The 19,288-nt window shown below is 39.8% G+C and carries 15 protein-coding genes and 1 tRNA gene; 13 read left to right on the top strand and 3 right to left on the bottom strand.

What is annotated here, in order from left to right; all coding sequences use genetic code 11:
* Positions 1 to 12: 12 nt before the first annotated feature.
* From B2107_RS19015 to B2107_RS18970, 10 genes are all read left to right on the top strand, one after another.
* Complete coding sequence (locus B2107_RS19015; protein WP_293957298.1) at positions 13 to 522, top strand: NuoI/complex I 23 kDa subunit family protein; 510 nt, start codon at positions 13 to 15, stop codon at positions 520 to 522.
* An 11-nt stretch (positions 523 to 533) separates the two neighbouring features.
* Entirely contained in the window at positions 534 to 1,031 is a 498-nt protein-coding gene (locus tag B2107_RS19010; protein ID WP_209578303.1) for an NADH-quinone oxidoreductase subunit J, read from the top strand.
* Positions 1,031 to 1,360: an NADH-quinone oxidoreductase subunit NuoK gene (gene nuoK / locus B2107_RS19005; protein WP_209578304.1), complete on the top strand. Its 330-nt coding sequence runs from the start codon at positions 1,031 to 1,033 to the stop codon at positions 1,358 to 1,360. Before B2107_RS19010 ends, nuoK begins: the two co-directional genes overlap by 1 nt.
* A gap of 19 nt (positions 1,361 to 1,379) precedes the next feature.
* The gene (gene nuoL, locus B2107_RS19000) at positions 1,380 to 3,302 is read left to right on the top strand and encodes an NADH-quinone oxidoreductase subunit L (RefSeq protein WP_293957297.1); all 1,923 of its coding nucleotides are present in this window, start codon (positions 1,380 to 1,382) and stop codon (positions 3,300 to 3,302) included.
* A 15-nt stretch (positions 3,303 to 3,317) separates the two neighbouring features.
* Positions 3,318 to 4,760: a complex I subunit 4 family protein gene (locus B2107_RS18995; RefSeq protein WP_293957296.1), complete on the top strand. Its 1,443-nt coding sequence runs from the start codon at positions 3,318 to 3,320 to the stop codon at positions 4,758 to 4,760.
* Between the two features lie 17 nt (positions 4,761 to 4,777).
* Positions 4,778 to 6,154, top strand: a complete 1,377-nt coding sequence (locus B2107_RS18990) for an NADH-quinone oxidoreductase subunit N (RefSeq protein ID WP_293957295.1) — start codon at positions 4,778 to 4,780, stop codon at positions 6,152 to 6,154.
* A 206-nt stretch (positions 6,155 to 6,360) separates the two neighbouring features.
* Positions 6,361 to 8,901 carry a DUF5686 family protein gene (locus B2107_RS18985; RefSeq protein ID WP_293957294.1) on the top strand — a complete coding sequence of 847 codons (2,541 nt, stop codon included), beginning with the start codon at positions 6,361 to 6,363 and terminating at the stop codon, positions 8,899 to 8,901.
* 4 nt (positions 8,902 to 8,905) lie between these two features.
* Positions 8,906 to 9,685: an enoyl-CoA hydratase/isomerase family protein gene (locus B2107_RS18980; RefSeq protein WP_293957293.1), complete on the top strand. Its 780-nt coding sequence runs from the start codon at positions 8,906 to 8,908 to the stop codon at positions 9,683 to 9,685.
* 152 nt (positions 9,686 to 9,837) lie between these two features.
* Positions 9,838 to 11,034: an ankyrin repeat domain-containing protein gene (locus B2107_RS18975; protein WP_293957292.1), complete on the top strand. Its 1,197-nt coding sequence runs from the start codon at positions 9,838 to 9,840 to the stop codon at positions 11,032 to 11,034.
* Positions 11,035 to 11,053: 19 nt separating this feature from the next.
* A complete protein-coding gene (locus B2107_RS18970; protein ID WP_293957291.1) occupies positions 11,054 to 12,400 on the top strand; it encodes an ankyrin repeat domain-containing protein in 1,347 nt (448 codons plus the stop codon).
* 328 nt (positions 12,401 to 12,728) lie between these two features.
* On the opposite strand, the gene B2107_RS18965 is transcribed toward B2107_RS18970, so the two are convergent.
* Positions 12,729 to 12,800: transfer RNA gene (locus tag B2107_RS18965), tRNA-Glu, on the bottom strand.
* 110 nt (positions 12,801 to 12,910) lie between these two features.
* The gene (locus tag B2107_RS18960) at positions 12,911 to 13,552 is read right to left on the bottom strand and encodes a 4'-phosphopantetheinyl transferase family protein (protein WP_293957290.1); all 642 of its coding nucleotides are present in this window, start codon (positions 13,550 to 13,552) and stop codon (positions 12,911 to 12,913) included.
* Between the two features lie 118 nt (positions 13,553 to 13,670).
* Here B2107_RS18960 and dcd point away from each other — a divergent pair, with 118 nt between their 5' ends.
* Together dcd and B2107_RS18950 are read left to right on the top strand one after the other, a co-directional pair.
* The gene (gene dcd / locus B2107_RS18955) at positions 13,671 to 14,207 is read left to right on the top strand and encodes a dCTP deaminase (protein WP_209578319.1); all 537 of its coding nucleotides are present in this window, start codon (positions 13,671 to 13,673) and stop codon (positions 14,205 to 14,207) included.
* Positions 14,207 to 15,316 (top strand): MBL fold metallo-hydrolase, encoded by a 1,110-nt coding sequence (locus B2107_RS18950; protein ID WP_293957289.1) that lies wholly within the window; start codon positions 14,207 to 14,209, stop codon positions 15,314 to 15,316. Before dcd ends, B2107_RS18950 begins: the two co-directional genes overlap by 1 nt.
* 4 nt (positions 15,317 to 15,320) lie before the next feature.
* Here B2107_RS18950 and B2107_RS18945 read toward each other — a convergent pair whose 3' ends face one another.
* Entirely contained in the window at positions 15,321 to 16,556 is a 1,236-nt protein-coding gene (locus B2107_RS18945; protein ID WP_293957288.1) for a glycosyltransferase, read from the bottom strand.
* A gap of 123 nt (positions 16,557 to 16,679) precedes the next feature.
* Here B2107_RS18945 and B2107_RS18940 point away from each other — a divergent pair, with 123 nt between their 5' ends.
* Positions 16,680 to 19,274, top strand: a complete 2,595-nt coding sequence (locus tag B2107_RS18940; protein WP_293957287.1) for a phosphatidylglycerol lysyltransferase domain-containing protein — start codon at positions 16,680 to 16,682, stop codon at positions 19,272 to 19,274.
* Positions 19,275 to 19,288: the final 14 nt, after the last annotated feature.

The following is a 19,288-nucleotide window of genomic DNA, read 5'->3' as shown; positions in this document are numbered from 1 at the left end:
GAAAGGACTTTTATGCAACTTACCAATCGTAAAAAAGTAATTGAACAAAAACCAATGACATTCGCCGAAAGAATCTACTTTCCGGCTATTGTAAAAGGTTTGCGAATTACATTAAGGCATTTTTTTAAAAAAATACCAACCGTTAAATATCCTGAGGAAATAAGACCTTATTCGAAAAATTTTAGAGGGCAGCACTCGCTCAAACGTGATGAAGAGGGGCGCGAACGTTGTACAGCCTGTGGATTGTGTGCCTTATCCTGTCCTGCGGAGGCGATCACTATGACCGCTGCTGAGCGTAAAAAAGGGGAGGAGCACCTTTATCGCGAGGAAAAATATGCGTCAGTATATGAAATCAATATGTTGCGCTGTATTTTCTGTGGCCTATGTGAAGAGGCCTGCCCAAAAGAAGCGATCTATTTGGACGGTCCCCATGTGACCGCAGATTATCGCCGTAAGGATTTTATCTATGGAAAAGACAAATTGGTTGAACCGACATTTGATATTACCAAATTAAAGAGCTAAACCAGGAAATTATGACCGTATTTTATTTTGTAGCCTTCTTGTCTATTTTCTTTGCGCTAATGACCATTTTTACCAAAAATCCTGTACACAGTGTATTGTATTTGGTGATTACGTTTTTCACATTTACCATACATTATATTCTTTTGAATGCCCAGTTTTTGGCTGTAGTGAATTTCATTGTGTATATGGGGGCCATTATGGTTTTGTTTCTATTTGTACTGATGTTGCTCAACCTCAATAAGGATACCGAGCCCATGAAATCCAATTTAGTTAAATTTATGGGCGTTATCGCAGGCTGTTGCTTACTGGTGACTTTTTTCGGCGTGTATCGTGTATTCGATATTTCAAATCCACTGACCGTCGTAAATCCAGAGATCGGATTGGTCAAGAATTTGGGTAAAGTGTTGTTTAACGAATTTTTGCTCCCATTTGAGTTATCGTCGCTATTGTTATTGACAGCAATGATCGGAGCGATATTATTAGCTAAGAAAGAACCTAAACAAATCTAATGGAAACAGTTGTTCAACAGTTGCAAGGGGTGCCAATAAATCATTACTTGATTTTCTGCTCGATTATTTTTGCTATTGGTGTTATTGGTGTTCTTATTCGCCGTAACGTCATCATTATCATGATGTCTATTGAATTGATGCTGAATGCGGTCAATCTTCTTTTAGCAGCATTTTCTGTACAGCATGGCGATTCATCCGGACAGGTCTTTGTCTTTTTTATCATGGCGTTGGCAGCGGCAGAAGTTGCCGTAGGCCTAGCGATTATTATTATGGTATATCGGAATACGAAGTCTGTGGATATCGATTCCTTAAATAAACTGCGTTGGTAGAACTTAAGAAATAAATACGATGAGTGAATTAGTTTGGTTGATTCCCCTTTTGCCCTTAATCGGGTTTATTGTGAACGGATTGGGTAGGAATGCCTTATCCAAAGGTATGATAGGTGCTGTTGGCAGCGCTGTAGTGCTTATTTCTTTTGTATGCAGCTGTATTCTTTTCTCCGAAGTCTATCAAGCGAGACAAGCTGGACAAGCAGGTATTATTGAACAACATGTATTTGACTGGATTGCGGTGGGCAATCTCAAGATCGGTCTGTCCTTTTTAGTAGACCCACTAAGTGCCATCATGCTGCTGATCGTTACAGGAATCGGTTTTCTTATCCATGTATACTCCATCGGTTATATGCATCATGATCATGGATTTGGTAAGTTCTTCGCCTATTTGAATCTCTTTATCTTTTTTATGTTGCTATTGGTATTGGGATCCAATTACCTGGTCATGTTCATCGGCTGGGAAGGTGTAGGGCTATGTTCTTATTTATTGATCGGCTTTTGGTATAAGAATAGTTCGTATGCAAATGCGGCCAAAAAAGCATTTGTGATGAATAGAATAGGTGATTTAGGTTTTTTACTTGCGGTATTTTTAATCCTTGGAACTTTTGGATCCTTGGAATTTTCGACTGTATTTCCTGCGGCTAAGAATTTTGCTGTTGGTGATATCACAGTCATTAGCATTACTATTTTGTTGTTTATTGCCGCAACAGGTAAATCTGCGCAAATACCTTTGTTTACTTGGTTGCCGGATGCCATGGCTGGACCAACGCCGGTATCAGCGCTGATCCATGCGGCGACCATGGTTACGGCGGGTATTTATATGATTGCACGTTCCAATATATTATTTATCCTTTCACCGTTCACCTTACAACTCATTACTGTCATCGCTATTTGTACTGCCCTGCTAGCTGCTGCGATTGCACTAACGCAAAATGATATTAAGAAAGTATTAGCTTATTCCACCGTTTCGCAATTGGGCTATATGTTTCTTGGCCTTGGTGTAGGTGCATTTACAGGAGCATTTTTCCACGTATTGACACATGCCTTTTTTAAAGCATTGCTTTTCCTTGGGGCGGGATCTGTCATACATGGTATGAGTGAGGAACAAGATATGAGTAAAATGGGAGGACTAAAGAGCGCTATGCCAATTACTTATTTAACGATGTTGATGGGAACAATCGCGATTTCAGGAATTCCACCATTCTCTGGTTTCTTCTCCAAAGACGAAATATTGGCTGGAGCTTTCACGTCAAGTCCAGTCCTTTGGGGTTTAGGGTTTATCGGCGCATTAATGACAGCATTCTATATGTTTAGGATGTTATTTATGACATTTTTTGGAACTTTCCGTGGTACGGAAGAGCAAAGGCATCATCTGCATGAATCTCCAAAGAGTATGACCACACCACTCATTGTGCTGGCTGTACTTTCGGTGATAGGGGGTGTGATCAATTTACCCGCTGTTTTGGGGGGCAATCATTGGCTTGAGGATTTCCTGGCGCCAGTATTCTCAGAGGGAAAAGCGATAATGCCTGCAACTCATCATTTGGAACACAGTACTGAATATTTACTAATGGGTGTTTCGGTAGTTGGGGTATTGATTATGGTTGCTTTGGCTTTTAATAAATACGTTAAAAGACAACAGCTACCGGAAGAGGGCGAAGGTACGCGTGGTTTCTTGGGCAATCTTTCTTACCATAAGTTTTACGTGGATGAACTTTATGATAGCCTCATTGTACGTCCAATCAATTGGCTTTCGGCTTTCTTTGGGAATGTCGTGGATCAACGTGGGATTGATGGCGTTGTTAATGGTGCCGGTAAAGCAACATTTGATACAGGAAAAGTATTGCGTTTGCTCCAGAATGGTAATGTTGGTTTTTATTTATTGATGATGGTAATTGGGGTGATTGCCATTTTCATCTATGGATTGTTGAGTCTTTAATTTTTGGTATAATCGATGGATAACTTGTTTTTACTTATTTTATTGCCGTTAATAAGCGCATTGATGCTAACTTTATTAAAGACCAATGCTGCCAAGTCTATTGCCTTGATTTTATCATTGATATCTTTGGCGTTGACGATTCCTTTCCTTTATGCTTTTGACGCGAATGGAGGGATGCAATTTGAACAAAATTGGCTATGGATTTCTTCGTTGCATATTCATTTTCATATCGGCGTTGACGGAATTAGCTTGCCGTTGATATTATTGACGAATGGGCTGATGCCTTTAATTATTGCCACAACCTTTAAGAAGGATTATAAAGGAAGTTTCTATGCACTAATGGCTTTTATGCAAGCAGGATTGTTGCTGGTATTTATGGCCTTGGACGCTTTTAGTTTTTATGTGGGTTGGGAAATTGCCTTGATCCCGATCTACTTTATCTGTGCACTTTGGGGCGAAGGAGATCGCATTCGTGTCAACTTGAAATTCTTCATCTATACGTTTTTGGGTAGTCTTTTGATGCTGATTGCGATTCTTTATCTCTATCAACAAGTACCTAACCGTGATTTTGAGTGGACTTCGTTTATCGCATTAGATTTAGGGGAAAATACACAGCGGTGGTTATTTTGGGCATTTTTTATCGCTTTCGCTATTAAAATTCCTATTTTCCCTTTTCATACTTGGCAACCTAACACCTATACTAATGCGCCTGCAGCAGGTACAATGTTGCTGGCAGGTATTATGCTCAAAATGGGGGTTTACGGTTTAATGCGTTGGCTGCTGCCTATTGCGCCTGCTGGCGTTGCACTATATGGTCATTTTGCGATGATCTTATGTGTAATTGGGATCGTTTATGCTTCCATTATTGCCATTAAACAAGATGATGTGAAGCGATTGATCGCCTATTCATCAATAGCCCACGTTGGCTTAATTAGTGCTGGTGTCTTCACATGGAATACCAATGGCCTGAGTGGAGCAACTATTCAAATGTTAAATCACGGTATTTCGGTGATCGGGCTTTTTTATGTGTTGGATATTATACAGCAGCGCACACAGACACGTAGTCTTTCTGAGCTCGGCGGAATAGCAAGCAAGGCGCCACGTTTGGCGATATTCTTTATGATTATTTGTATGGGAGCAGTTGGGCTGCCTCTTACAAACGGGTTTGTTGGCGAGTTTTTGTTATTGAAAGGCGTTTTTCAATATGGATTTTGGTTTGCTGTGTTTGCAGGTTTAACCTTAATTCTTGGGGCAGTATATATCCTTAGACTTTATCAAAAGACCATGTTAGGGGAAGCGACCGAAAGAACCAAACAATTTGAAGATGTGAAAAGTACCGAGCTTGTCGTGTTAACGATAGTCTCCGCCTTAATTCTTTATATTGGTATATTCCCAAATTTCCTATTGAACCTTTCTGCAAGTTCGGTGGAAGTTTTAAGTACATTTTTAGGCAGATAATAGATTTATTTAATTGTATGGGTGCAATAATTACACTTTCGATATTAGCATTGGTGGTCCTTTATCTTGGCTTATTCAAGGTAAAATCTATGCAACTGCCTGTTTCTATCCTTGGATTTCTTGTCGCTATCGGTTTTCTATGGTACGACTGGAATTCTACCAGCGGTCCTCTTTACAGCGGGATGGTTCATTTTGACCATTATGCTATTGTTTTTTCAATCTTATGTATTGCCGTTACCTTATGTATCTTTGTTGTTTCAAAAGGGTATTTTGACCAAGAGGGACAAGTCGCGGAATATTATTCACTACTAATATTTTCCCTCACAGGAGCTGTTCTTGTAAATAGTTATCATAATTTTTCGATGCTCTTTTTAGGCATTGAAATTATGTCAGTAGCACTTTATATTTTGGTCGGAATACGTAAAAGAGATAAAGCATCAAATGAAGCTGCGCTAAAGTATTTTATTATGGGTGCTTTTTCAACCGGTTTTCTTTTGTTTGGAATTGCGCTTCTATACGGAGCAACAGGCTCATTTGATCTAAGTGCAGTGAAAGAATATGTTGTTAATAATCCTCAGGCGATTTCACCTTTATTTTATGGCGGAATATTATTTCTAATCGTAGGGCTGACTTTCAAAGTTGGAGCTGTTCCATTCCATTTCTGGACACCCGATGTTTACGACGGGGCTCCGATTTTGATTACAAGTTATATGAGTACAGTTGTTAAGGTAGCATCTTTTGCTGGATTATTGCGTTTATTCAGTTATAGTCTATTGCCTTTACAAGATTTTTGGACACCCGTATTTTTAGTGATTGCCATTCTCACCTTATTTGTTGGAAATATTTCAGCGTTGATGCAGTCTTCTTTCAAACGAATGCTTGCCTATTCGAGTGTTTCTCATGCAGGTTATATGTTGTTTGCGATTGTAGCCGCGGGTGCCACGTCAGCCAATAGCATCTTTGCGTATGGTCTTGCTTATTCGCTGGCAACGATTGTTGCTTTTACGGGATTGATCCTTGTCAAAAAGACAACAGGTTCCGAGCATTTTGAAGCGTTCAATGGCTTGGGCAAACGTAATCCCATGCTGGCATTTGCAATTACAGTTGCCATGCTTTCTCTTGCCGGTATACCTTTGACTGCCGGATTTATTGGTAAATTTATGATGTTTTCTTCTGTTATGGAGAACTATCATATTGTATTGCTCGTGCTAGCCGTCGTTAACGCTGCAATAGCCGTATATTACTACTTAAAGGTTGTTGTTGCGATGTACTTTAGGGATAGTGAGGAATCTTGTGTCAATGTGCAGTGGAATTATTCACTTGTACTATTCCTTGCAGTCGTGCTTACAATTATAATTGGAGTATATCCAGATTATCTTTTAAAATTAATATAAAGTTTTTATTCAACATACATGTTTTAAATGCGCATAGCGACTTTTAGTAATCAGCATTGCGATTACGTGGATTAAAAGTGAAGATTTCTGTTAGAATACTTGTTGTTTATTAAGCATGGCGATTCGCTGTGCTTTTTTTACTTTTATTGGTATAACTCTTGCATACAAATTGTATATTGTAAAAAAGAAATCCTATCAATTTGCAGATGGTGTTTAAAGTGTGTGTTAAATCTTTTTCTATTCATTTTTTCGGTGTATTATTATTCCTCTTTATAGGAGGGCGGGTAATTGCGCAGGAATTTATTCGTGGAAAGGTAGTGGATGCGCATACAGGAAAAGGTATCGCAAGAGTCTCAATTAACTGGCTTGGGGAAGATCGAGGAGGTAGTAGTGATACGCTTGGAAATTTTAAAATTCAGGACATTAAGAAGTATCGCCAGTTAATCTTCGGTGCAGTGGGTTATGAACGCAGGACAATTGATGTTCGCCGACTGCAAGATTCGATTTTGACAGTTCGTTTAGTAGCCTCTAATAATATGTTAGAGGAGGTTGTCGTCAGTAGAAAAAATAAAAAATTCAAAGATCCTGCCATCGCCTTGATTGAAAAGGTGATAGCAAACCGTCCCCAGAACCATTACACCCGTATTCCTGAAATTCGTTTCGACGAATACGAGAAAACACAATTTGGCTTTGTCAATCCGGAAGATAAAGCCAAGAAATTTCCAAAACCATTTCGGTTTCTTTTTGAGAATGTTGACTCTACTGCTTTCCGGGGGCTCACAATCGCGCCATTCTATCTGGAGGAAAACTATGCAAATGTCTATTCATCACATAATCCAGACCGAAGTAAGAAAATTATCATTAGCCACAATCAAACAGAATTAAATCCACGCTTTTTTAACAATGATAATTGGCAAACCCGGTTTCAGACGATACTCCGTGATGTTGATCTCTATGATAATACGATTCAGATCACTAACAAAGGTGTGTTGAGCCCAATTGCTACTGGTGCAACGGCATTTTATAACTATCAGATCAAAGATACAATTCAAATCGATGGTCAGGATTATATAGCACTCCATTTTGAAGGCAAATCTGCTATTGATTTGCTTTTCTACGGTGATCTCCTGATCTCGGATGATACGAGATATGCGGTCCATCGCGCGACATTGAATATAGGACGTGCCGCAAACATCAATTGGATAAATGACGTACAGATAGAGCTGAACTATCGCGAATTTAAAAATGGTGGTATGCTCCCTGTTCATGCAGATCTGAAAATGTTATTTGGCGGTAGTAAGTCCGATGTATTATATGGACGCAGAGAATCCCAATACCTAGGACATCGTACGGATTCAATTTCGAGTGAGAATTTTGCCGGAGTACCTATTGAAAAAAGGTATCTTCTCAAATCTGCTGCACAAGTGCCCCTAGTACGGATTAGACCGAGTCCCTTAAGCCATGCGGAATTAGGGGCCTACCAAAAAGTTGATTCGGTACAAAATATGCGATCTTTTAATCAGTTGGTTGCATTAGGTTATTTACTGGCAAAGGGCTATTATAATGCTGGGAAAGTTGAATTTGGACCTCTTGAATATCTATACAGCCGTAATAATTATGAAGGTAATCGGTTCCGCTTAAGTGGTCGAACAACTCGTTTATTCTCCGAAAAAGCTTATATTGAAGGGTATACTGCTTATGGAGATAAAGATAAAGAACTTAAATATTACTTGAGTACGGCCTTTACGTTGAATGGTGAACGTATTGTTCAGTTTCCTGCAAATTATTTACGCTTTACTGTACAACATGATGTGATGGAACCAGGGCGGGGCTTGGGCTTCTTGAAAGGCGATGGATTCTTCCGTTCTTTTGGGAGAAATAGGCCTAACAAATGGCAATTTAATGACATCTATCGCGTAGATCATCTGATCGAATTTGGGAATCATGTTAGCGTCGGAACGGCATTTACGCACACCCGAAGACAGCCCCGTGGTGATTTGTTTTATATCAATAGTCTACCTTTGCCCGATACAGTTCGCCAGGTAAATACAAATGATCTGCAGCTGATTTTACGCTGGGCTCCAAATGAAGAATTTACCTATCATAATTTAGACAGGGGTACTGTAGAAAATAAGTACCCCATCTTTACCCTGCAATATAACAAAGGTTTGAAAGGCTTTTGGGGAGCTGATTATAGGTATGATGCATTGCGGTTCAGTATTTTTAAACGATTATTCTTATCTCCGGCAGGTCAGGCCGATCTCGAATTTTCAGGAGGAAGAATTTGGGGTAAGCACCTGCCTTATACCTTGCTTGAACTTCCAGAGGTCACAAAAGATAAGCAGGGACCTTTGGTGAACTTTGATCTGATGGCGACTTCGGAATTTGCTTCCGACCAGTTTTTGAAGCTAACTTATTATCACAATTGGAACGGTTTCTTTTTCAATAGAATTCCCCTGTTCAGAAGGTTAAAGTGGCGTGAAGTTACAGGGTTTAAGGCTTTTTATGGAAAGCTGAGTGATGCAAACAATCCATTTGTTACTCCCGAAAATATTCAATTTGAGGCAGATAAAGAAGGCATTATTCAAACAAAGGCATTCCGTAACAAACCTTATGTGGAAGGGCTTGTGGGGGTAGATAATATCTTTAAATTGATTAGATTAGAGTATAAAAAGAGATTAAGCTATAGAGGTGGCGAAGGCGTACCTTCAGATACTTTTACGGCATCTTTACATTTTAATTTTTAGCAATATGGTTCAATATTCAAGTTTAAAATACGCTATTAAAGATAGTATAGGCTATATCTTTATTAATCGCGAACCGCAGCTGAACGCCTTGAATCAGCAAACACTGGATGATTTACAAGATCTTTTCAAACATTTCAATTCCGACGATCAAGTACGAGGTATAATCCTGACTGGCGCTGGAAACAAAGCATTTGCAGCAGGAGCAGATATCAAGGAATTTTTGGATTTGTCTGTTATTCAGGCGCGATGGCTGAGTGAAAGGGGGCATATTATTTTTTCGGATCTTATTGAGGACTCTCCAAAGCCAGTTATTGCTGCTATCAATGGGTATGCCCTAGGCGGAGGGCTTGAACTCGCTTTGGCCTGTCACATGCGTATAGCTTCTGAGAATGCTAAAATGGGTCTTCCAGAGGTTTCGTTGGGCTTAATTCCAGGTTATGGCGGTACACAACGTTTACCCAAATTAATCGGAAAAGGACGAGCCATGCAACTAATTTTAACGGGTGATATGATTGACGCTCAGCAGGCTTATGAAATAGGATTGGTAAACGAGGTGGTCGTACAGGATAAACTCATTGCCCGAGCGGAGGAAATACTTCAAAAGATATTTACGCGCTCTCGCGTTGCAGTAGCAAATGCAATAGCTGCAATTAACGCTGCAGAAGATAAACAACAAAATGGAAGCAAAGTTGAAATGGATGCCTTTGGACATTTATTCGGTACAGAAGATTTCAAAGAAGGTATTTCTGCATTTTTAGCGAAAAGGACACCCAATTTTGAGTAACGGCATAAAGCAATTTTTTATTATCCTTTTAGGTTACAGCTTTATACTGATTCCGTAGCTTATATTAAATGGTATTCATACTATTTTTTTTGTTAAATCGTTTTTAATTGAACCATGTTGGTTTCGTGTTTAGATTAACACCAGTAAAAAAAATGACAAATAACGAACTAAGAGCACTTGCTGAATTTTCGCGCAAAGATGAAATTGCAGAGATGGAACAGATTGTCGCAGCAGCAGACAGCAGAATTGAGTTTCAGGGGTACGAATTGAATAGTTTAGTGAGCCAATTGATTCGATCTCAACATTATGAAATCCTAGATCGGTTTTTACACAAGGGGCTAATCTCAACTGATCTATACGATTACGATCGTTTGAGCACATCTGTGATCAATACCTTATTTAAGCCTCAGTTAACATCCGAAGCACAACTTGACATCCATTTAAATTGGATCAAAAGTTATTTGGCTCAGGTTGATGATATTGATGAAGAAGTGGACGGTAGTACCTTATTGGAATATGCTGTGCAGGAAAATGTGGCAATGCCTTTCTTAAAACTTATTTATGAGGCAGGTGCTGACTTGCAGCGAATGGACAAATATGGACAAACATTGCTTTTTAAAGTGTGTAGTTTACGTATGCAGCCCAACGAGCGTATTAGCGAGCTTGTCGATTGGTTGTTAGCGGAGGGCTTAGATCCGAATATCGCCAATGTTGAACAGAAGACAGCGTTACATATGGCTGTTGATACCTTGAAAACTGACGCTGTAGTTAAGTTACTGGATGCTGGAGCAGACCCAGGCTTAAAGGATTGGCATGGGGAAAGTGCTTTTCATTATGCCGCGATTAGGCACTTTAATCCAGATTTACTGCTGACTCTCTTCAATTATGGAAAGCCAGATTTTCATAGCGCCGATAAGCAAGGTGAAAACTTGCTCAATGCATTCCTTCGCAGAATGCATACCGACAGTGAGACTAATCTAACCGTTCTAGTCGTGCTTTTGGAACACGGTGCTGATCTGACGGCAGCCTCCATGTGGTACCAGAGAGAAAAAACAGGAGTTGATTGGCTGGCAGAAAAGTCTCTTTTGGTTATACAAGAAATTGTGGACAAAGGATTTTTAGATCTAAATTATATGGATAATGAGGGTAATACGTTATTGCATAAGGTTTGTCAAGAACATCTCAATCATGATGAAAATAAAGCCCGTGAGCTTTACAAAAAGGTGAAATATCTTGTTGGTGAGGGGATAGACCCTCAATCAGAAAATAGATTGGATAAAAAGGCTGTTGATTACGCTATGGAGGATAATCTTAAGATAAAGACGGTCGAATGGTTATTAAAACAATAAATAAGTATAGAAAAGAGTTATGTCTCAATCATTTATAATTGCTTGTGAAAGTGGGAAACGTAAGATAGCGGAGATATTACTGGAAAAGCATCAAGTGGATGTATCTTACACCGATGAAATGGGGCGTACAGCATTGCATTATGCTGCGCATCGGGGGTATCTAGATTTGGTGAAAAAGTTAGTTGAGGCAGGTGCTACCTTGGACTACGAAGATCATCGGGGTGAAACCCCTTTGTATTTTGCCCTGTTACAAAAGCAAAAGCAAACGGCAGTCTATTTATTGGACAATGATGCCAATATTTTAATCAATGATTTTTTGGGGAATAGCTTGCTTCATATCGCAGCGCGCACAGGGCAACAGGAAATGGTGGAAAAACTGATTACACATGGCTTGGATGTAAATGCTTTAAATAACAGCGCTGAATCCCCCTTACTATTGGCTGTCCAAGCAAAATATCCACCTGTAGTACAGTTGCTTGTTGAAAATGGCGCTCGTGTAGACACAACAGACAAAGAAGGCAACACAGCTTTAAATTTGGCAGTGGCTTTGGGCTCTGTTCCTATTGTGAACATGTTGTTGGATAATGGTGCGTCTGTCAATATACTCAATGACATAAGCGAGGGCCCTTTACTGCTTGCAGTAAAAAATGGCAATCGTATTCTTGCCCAAAAATTGTTGGAGCAGGGAAGTGATATTTTTGCTGAATCTGCCGAGGGCATTTCTCCAGTATGGTATGTCTGTAATAGCAATCAAAAAGAGTTGATTGCTTTATTTTTAGAAAAAGGTCTGTCTGCGGATTATGCGCGTCCCGTGGATTCATTTGACGGAAAGGATGGACAATATTTGGAGAAGTTAATTGCTAGGACAGGCGGCCGTACATTTATACTCGGATTTGAACCACATTATGCGGGGGAGACATTATTACATACGGCCACAAAAATGGGCTACCTATCTTTGGTCAAACAGCTTTTGGATAGTGGCGCAACGATCGATAAACAGGATGCAGCAGGTAACACCGCGCTTCATTACGCTGCTGCTTATGGTAAAAAAGATGTGTTGCGGTATCTCTTGTCCAACGGGGCGGTGACGGATATAGCGAATGTTTTGGAACAGAAAGCAATAGATTATTCCAATATGCAGGGTTATAACGAAATAACCGCATTACTGATTGATTTCGGTGCGCAAACCAATGCTGTGGGGGATGGGCCGGTCAGTGCCAGTAAAAAGGTAGTACCTGAAAGGCCTGCAGGAATGGATATGACACAAAAAAAGCAGGCGCTATTTGATCTGAAGGATTTATTAGACGCAGGCATTATCAATCAAGAAGAATTTGATACAGAGAAAGCGAAAATTTTAAAGAGTTAGCGTTTTGACCGATCGTTTTAAATTTGTACTGCTAAATTCTTCTCAATCAGTTTCAAATAGAACTTTTCTCCGATCGGTCATTACTGTTTCATATCTACTATTTCATGATTATGTTGAAGCTGGTTAAGTTCATCTTACCTTACACCTTCGTTTACGAAGTTAGGTTATTGCTTGTTTGCGATAAGGTATAGATTTAGTTAACAGCATATAATCCACAGTCCACATGGATTAATGGATTTTTAAAAGGATCCCAGTTGTTTAAACAGGAATGGCATTGGGAAGATAAGTGAATAAACTAAAAAAGCGACTCCTTGGGAGTCGCTTTTTGTAGCCCGTAGGGGAATCGAACCCCTGTTTCAAGAATGAAAATCTTGCGTCCTAACCCCTAGACGAACGGGCCATATCGTTTTCGATGATGCAAATATAGAAGCTTTTTCAAAAAGCGCAAAAAAAAAGTGCAGTTAGAAAGCTAATTCATTGAAATTGAGAAAAATTATTTTTTTAAATGTCCTATTCCACAGCATAAGCAAGCATATACGCATTGAATTTTTCGTAATACACATCATAAATATGCTTCTTTTGATTGCTGTCTAGTTCAAGTTTTAACATACCTTGCGATTGATAGGTGAATGGTTGTATGGTCATGTTGTTCAGGAAAGAAACACCCGCATTCCCTTGAAGTTTGTAAATAGCCTCTTTGGCACACCAGCATGCATAAAGTTGCTCATATTGGTTCTCATCACGGGTGATGAAAGCGAGCTCTTCAGGTTTTAGAAATTTGTGTTGGATGCGCTCTACTTTTGTGTTGATGATTTCCATATCGATCCCAACCTCTCCCTTTGTACTGATCATTGCAGCCGCATAGTCAAATGAGTGCGAAAGTGATATTTTCTGAGGAAAATTAGCGAGATAAGGTTTGCCATTCGGATCGGAAGGACATTCAATATAGCGGGATGTATTTAATAGCGTTCGCAATAACACACGTGTTGCAAGCCAGTGGAGCCTTCTTTTTCCAATATTGAAGGAACCCAAAATTGCTTTTTCACGTTCATCCAACTGAAGCTTCGACATCAAATCATCGTCAGATTCTTCAATTCGCCAAATAGCAAATTTGGTTTGGCTATCAATTTCACGTAGATATACTAGACTCATGTCCAAATTTAAAAACAAATCGCAGATTTTTGTTTTGAAAAATGAAGTAAAATTAGTGGGAGAACTGTATTTTTGAATTTGTATAGCATGGCCTGATGCCTTTGCTATTTTGAAATACATGATTTTATCTGATAAAAGAATTCTCGAAGAGATTGAAAATGGCAGTATTGTCATTCAACCATTTGATCGTAAGTGTTTGGGCACAAATTCATACGATGTACATTTGGGAAAATATTTGGCAACGTACGCAGACCGTGTACTGGATGCAAAAAAGCACAATGAAATTCAACATTTTGAAATTCCTGAAGAGGGATTCGTTTTAGAACCCAATACGCTCTATTTAGGTGTTACACAAGAATATACCGAGACGCATAAGCATGTCCCTTTTTTAGAGGGTAAATCGAGTACTGGTCGCTTAGGGATTGATATCCATGCAACCGCAGGAAAGGGCGACGTCGGTTTCTGCAATACCTGGACATTGGAAATTTCGGTAGCTCAACCGGTCCGCGTTTATGCTGGGATGCCTATAGGACAGTTAATCTATTTTGCGGTAGAGGGGGAGATCGAAACATTTTATAATACCAAAGGTAATGCAAAATATAACGGTAAGACAATCCGTCCGGTCGAATCCATGATGTGGAAGAATAATTTCTAATGAGAACGATTGGGTGGATTATATTAGCGACGCTATTGATTATCCTTATCAGCGGCGTACTTTATTATTTTATCCATCCTATCTTTGGTGGAAGTTTCAAGGGTGCTCGACTGGACCGGATGAAACAGTCTCCAAATTTTAAAAATGGTACTTTTCATAATCTTGAAGTAACGCCATCGTTGAAAAGCGATGTCAATGTAGTCGCTTTGTTTTGGGATTTCCTTTTCAATAAAAATCCCCACTTGAAACCTATCGATGTGTTGCCTGTTGTTGCCTGCGATTTAGAAAATCTCCCTCCAGACGATGTTCTTATCTGGTTCGGCCACTCCTCATATCTGTTAAAATTAGATGGAAAACTAATATTAGTGGATCCTGTTTTTAGCGAAAATGCTTCCCCTATGCCAGGTAGCAATAATCCCTTTAAGATGTCGGTTGACTATGCAACGATGCTTTTTCCTAAAATCGACTATTTGTTTATCACGCATGATCATTATGATCACTTGGACTATGAGACCGTTGCGAAATTGAGCAATAAAGTTGGCCAGGTTATTTGTGGTCTTGGTGTTGGAGCACATATTGAATCTTGGGGGTATAATGCTGATCAGGTTATAGAGGGTGATTGGTACGACCGCATACAACTAGGACCTAATTTTCAGGTCACCTTTACCCCAGCGAGGCACTTCTCGGGGCGAAGAATCACACGGAATAATACCTTGTGGACATCCTTTGTGTTAAAGACCTCCAAGTATACTATTTTCTTGGGTGGCGATAGTGGCTATGGCAAGCATTTCAAAAAAATAGGTGATCAATTCGGGCCATTTGATTTAGCAATCTTAGAAAGTGGGCAGTATAACGATGCTTGGCATTATATCCATTCTTTACCAGATGAATGGGCTGCGGAAACGAAGGATTTGAAGGCCCAAGCTATTTTACCCGTACATTCTTCGAAATTCGCTTTGGCTATGCACGATTGGAAAGAACCGATGGAGAAATTTTACGAAATAGCTGATGAAGAAAATATCAATCTGCTTACGCCTAAAATAGGACAATTGGTGTATTTTAATAGATTGGATAGCGTATATCCACCTTGGTGGCGTGAAGTCCAATAAAGATCTATTTGTTTTTTTCCTCAATCCATAGTGACATATATTTTGTGCTCTGCATCGTGTGGTGTAATAAAATCTGACTAATAAAATTTTGTTGACGATGTTTGTCAATCTGCGCCTTTAATAAGGATAGATTTGTCATAAAGTCATCTTGGTACTTTCGTTTTTCATACCGTTCGTTGATGATTCGGATGCCATTTTCCTGAGCAGTATACCAAATCTTTTTGTTTTCATATAGCTCAACAGTTTTGACACAAAATGTTTCGGGATCATCTTCTATAAAACCATTCCAGTCCAAATTTCCCTTCATGGCTTCTGCTCCGATAGTCGTCGTGACCGATGGAGTGCCGGTCTGCATGGCGTCAATAAATTTCCCTTTTACACCTGCACCAAATTGAATCGGTGCGAGGAGGACCCGGTAGTTTTCCATAGTAACACGAGCAGATTCTGCCCGCCCCTTAATCAAGAATTGCTCTTTTGGATTGTTTAACTGTAGTACTTTCTGCGTCGCATAGGCCCCATAGATGTGTAATTCCGCTTTAGGAAGCATCTTTCTTAACTGTGGCCATATTTGTGTTTTTAGATATTGCACGGTATGCCAGTTGGGTTCATGAATGAAATTCCCAATAAATAATAAATTCTTGCGTTCTTTGAAAGGCTTCCATTGTGCCACCTCAGAGGGAGTGATCTCCTTCTCAAGGAACGGAAGATAATAAAGGATATCCGGTGAAATTCGAAATTCTTCGATAAGAATCTTCATTTCAGATTCGGAGATAATCAATGAGAGATCACTCCGCAGTATGGCGGCAAGTTCTCGTTTGGCGGTATCGGTAAATAATGCTTGAAAGGAAAAATTATCTTTACTCTTAACAGATGTCTGTCTTGCTTGGCGCAAGAAATGTAAATCTTCTGTATCAAGTACACGAAGTGCGTTGGGACATTGCTGAGCAACACGCCAGCCATATTGCTCTTCGACCATAAAACGATCAAATACAACAATGTCAGGCTGAAGCTGCGTAATAAAATCATCAAAGCTGCTGCTATTAAGCACAATTGTCTGTTCTTGTATCCCCAGAGATTGCAAAAAGGCGCTATAGGGTGATTTGGCCGCGGCCGAAGCAAATGTAATCTGGTAGGAGCTTGCATGGAATGTTTCAATCAATTGCATCATGCGAAAGCCCGCCGCAGAAGATGTTGGCTCTGGCCACACAAGTCCGATGAACAAAACCTTTTTCTCTTTCATGCTGGAAAATTACTGATTAATGTGAAAAGAATTGACGAAAAATTAACAATTAGTCATTTTCAAACGATTAGCTTTATTCAGTGTTTATAAAATATGTAAGGTTATCCACCATTAAACAACTATATGGTCAAAACTATTGCTCAACAGATTCGACATTTTTCACCAAAAACCTATTGGAAGGAACTAATAGCTGTTTTGGTAATCTTATTAGCCTTTGTATTTTTTAGAAATGAGCGAAAAGAGCTTGCTGCAATTATTCCGCAATTGCGTGCGGCCAATTTAACCTGGGTATCCGTGGGGGTGGCCATAACCATCATCTATATTGTGCTCCAGGGATTGATGTATGTACAGAGTTTTAAGGCTATTGGTCTTTCCATTAATCTGCGCATTGCAATTGATCTTTTCTTAAAGCGCAATTTACTCAGTGTGTTTTTGCCCGCGGGTGGAATTAGTTCGCTTGCCTACACAACGACTCAGTTGCGGAAAAGAAATTTAAATACCACTCAAATTCATCAGGCTGGCGCTCTTTATGGTTATGTTGGTTTATTGACTGTCTTTATAATTGGCGTACCCGTAATATTATACACAATCTGGCACAACAAAAATTTTGACGATGCCTGGATTTCACTGGTGATTTTAGGATTGCTGTTGGGTATTGTATTTTGGATAGTCTGGTCTTTTAGAACCCACAGAGGGATCTACAACTGGGTAGAATCAAAGTTTCCTGCTGTTTCTTCCAATATTGATGAAATATTTTCCGGAGAAGTCAAGCTGAAGTATCTGTTGGGGACTATGATCGCCTCCATGGTGGTGGAATTTTGCGGTATAGCACATGCATTTGTAAGTATGTATGCCCTAGGTTTGGATCATTCCTTTGAAGCTGCGGCTATTGCTTACACTGTATCAGTTGTATTAATGATCGTTTCTCCTTTCTTGCGCGGGCTTGGGGCTGTCGAACTAACCATGTTATATATTTTTAAAGCATATGGCTATTCCCAGGCAGAGGGTTTAGGCATCACTATCCTCTATCGGGCATTCGAATTTTGGCTACCCTTAATTTTGGGACTTTTGGCTTTTGCATGGCGTGGCAAGCAATTGCTGGCGAGGATTGGACCTGCCTTGCTTATTTTCTTTTTGGGCGTGGTGAACCTCGTCTCCGTACTGACACCACCGTTGGCCGATCGTATGAAACTTGATCGATTTTATTTGCCGCTGGAAGCAATTCACGCATCTAAATTTATGGTATTAGTGTTGGGATTGGGTTTACTGGTCACTTCGGCCTATTTGATTAAAGGCTTCCGTATTGCATTTTGGATAGCTGTAGTATTCAGCGCACTATCCCTTTTGGGGCATGTCTTTAAAGCCCTGGACTACGAAGAAGCTTCGGTGGCTTTATTGACCTTGGTTTTATTGGCGATGAGCTATAAGCAATATCGCATTAAAAGTAATATTCGATGGATGCGCATTGGGTTTATCACATTTTTTGTTGCTCTCTTGGCCATATGCCTATTTGATGTGCTGAGCTTTTACTTTATTGATAAGCAACATTTCGGGGTCGATTTTACGTGGGGACAATCCATTTACCATACCGCAAGAAGCTTCTTATTGTTTGCCGACGATGAACTGATGCCACAAACAAACTTTGGTCAAGAACTCTTGCGGATCACTCAGGTACTTGGCCTTTTTTGCTGGTTTCTCTTGATCTATGCGTTAGCACGCCCCCGTCTTCTAGCAGATGAGGACGCGAACCAATCTGAATTTGAGCGTGCGGAGCGGCTGCTGCTCGAATTTGGACAGTCTCCGATGGATTTTTTTAAACTCGGAAAAGATAAGAGCCTATTTTTTTCGGAAATTTCAGAAGGATTTACGGCTTACCGCTTGGCTAACGAATTTGCAATTGTATTGGATGAACCTGTGTGTGAACAAGGGGATAAGGAAGAGTTGATTCGGGAATTTGATGCATATTGCTATGCAAATGGATTGAAAGCCATTTATTATCGTGTTGATGAAAATAGCTTGGTCCACTTTTCTTCCCTTCGCAAACAGAAGATTACAATTGGACAGGAGGCAGTATTAGAACTCGAGGTATTTAAGCTGGAGGGTAAGGAGCGTAAGTCATTGCGTAACGGACTGAATGCAATTCATAAAAAGGGGTTTACCACAGAAGTGTTGACAGCACCGCATAACAAGGAAATTATAGATCAATTGAAAGCGATCTCCGATGAGTGGTTGAAAGCATTTGATAAAAAGGAAATGGTTTTTTCACAGGGTATGTTCGACGGGGAAGGTATTGTCTCACAGGATATTATTGTTCTGAAAAATGAAGCAAGTCGAGTCGTTGCTTTTCTCAATATTATTCCTGACTATGCAAAAGATGAGTGTACCTATGATATGATTCGAAAGTCTTCGGAAGCTCCAGGTGGAAGTATGGATGCGTTGATCGTTGAACTTATTGCCTATGCGAAAGCCAGAAAATACGTGTATTTAAATTTGGGCATGGTACCAATGACGGGTTTAGGAGCGACGGAGAGCCCCGCAGAGAAAATTATGAAATTTGCCTCAAAGCGATTAGGTAATTTCAAACATTATCATAGCCTGCGCGATTTTAAAGAAAAATATGCGACATTTTGGGAAAATAAATACCTTGTATTTGATAACGATTTTGATCTCATACAACTTCCCGCAGCACTGATAAAAGTAATGAAGCCAAATGAATAGCTTTATATAGAGCT

This window comes from Sphingobacterium sp. UBA7855 (assembly GCA_002500745.1).
Taxonomy (GTDB): Bacteria; Bacteroidota; Bacteroidia; order Sphingobacteriales; family Sphingobacteriaceae; genus Sphingobacterium.
Note: the sequence above shows the minus strand (reverse complement) of the source record. Positions and strands in the feature narration are given on the sequence as shown.

Excerpts from the sequence above, each read along its gene's own strand:
- B2107_RS18985 (WP_293957294.1), top strand. The coding sequence starts at position 6,361 with ATGGTGTTTAAAGTGTGTGTTAAATCTTTTTCTATTCATTTTTTCGGT.
- B2107_RS18960 (WP_293957290.1), bottom strand. The coding sequence starts at position 13,552 with ATGAGTCTAGTATATCTACGTGAAATTGATAGCCAAACCAAATTTGCT.
- B2107_RS18975 (WP_293957292.1), top strand. The coding sequence starts at position 9,838 with ATGACAAATAACGAACTAAGAGCACTTGCTGAATTTTCGCGCAAAGAT.
- B2107_RS18950 (WP_293957289.1), top strand. The coding sequence starts at position 14,207 with ATGAGAACGATTGGGTGGATTATATTAGCGACGCTATTGATTATCCTT.
- nuoL (WP_293957297.1), top strand. The coding sequence starts at position 1,380 with ATGAGTGAATTAGTTTGGTTGATTCCCCTTTTGCCCTTAATCGGGTTT.
- B2107_RS18990 (WP_293957295.1), top strand. The coding sequence starts at position 4,778 with ATGGGTGCAATAATTACACTTTCGATATTAGCATTGGTGGTCCTTTAT.
- B2107_RS19010 (WP_209578303.1), top strand. The coding sequence starts at position 534 with ATGACCGTATTTTATTTTGTAGCCTTCTTGTCTATTTTCTTTGCGCTA.
- nuoK (WP_209578304.1), top strand. The coding sequence starts at position 1,031 with ATGGAAACAGTTGTTCAACAGTTGCAAGGGGTGCCAATAAATCATTAC.
- dcd (WP_209578319.1), top strand. The coding sequence starts at position 13,671 with ATGATTTTATCTGATAAAAGAATTCTCGAAGAGATTGAAAATGGCAGT.
- B2107_RS19015 (WP_293957298.1), top strand. The coding sequence starts at position 13 with ATGCAACTTACCAATCGTAAAAAAGTAATTGAACAAAAACCAATGACA.
- B2107_RS18970 (WP_293957291.1), top strand. The coding sequence starts at position 11,054 with ATGTCTCAATCATTTATAATTGCTTGTGAAAGTGGGAAACGTAAGATA.
- B2107_RS18945 (WP_293957288.1), bottom strand. The coding sequence starts at position 16,556 with ATGAAAGAGAAAAAGGTTTTGTTCATCGGACTTGTGTGGCCAGAGCCA.
- B2107_RS18980 (WP_293957293.1), top strand. The coding sequence starts at position 8,906 with ATGGTTCAATATTCAAGTTTAAAATACGCTATTAAAGATAGTATAGGC.
- B2107_RS18995 (WP_293957296.1), top strand. The coding sequence starts at position 3,318 with ATGGATAACTTGTTTTTACTTATTTTATTGCCGTTAATAAGCGCATTG.
- B2107_RS18940 (WP_293957287.1), top strand. The coding sequence starts at position 16,680 with ATGGTCAAAACTATTGCTCAACAGATTCGACATTTTTCACCAAAAACC.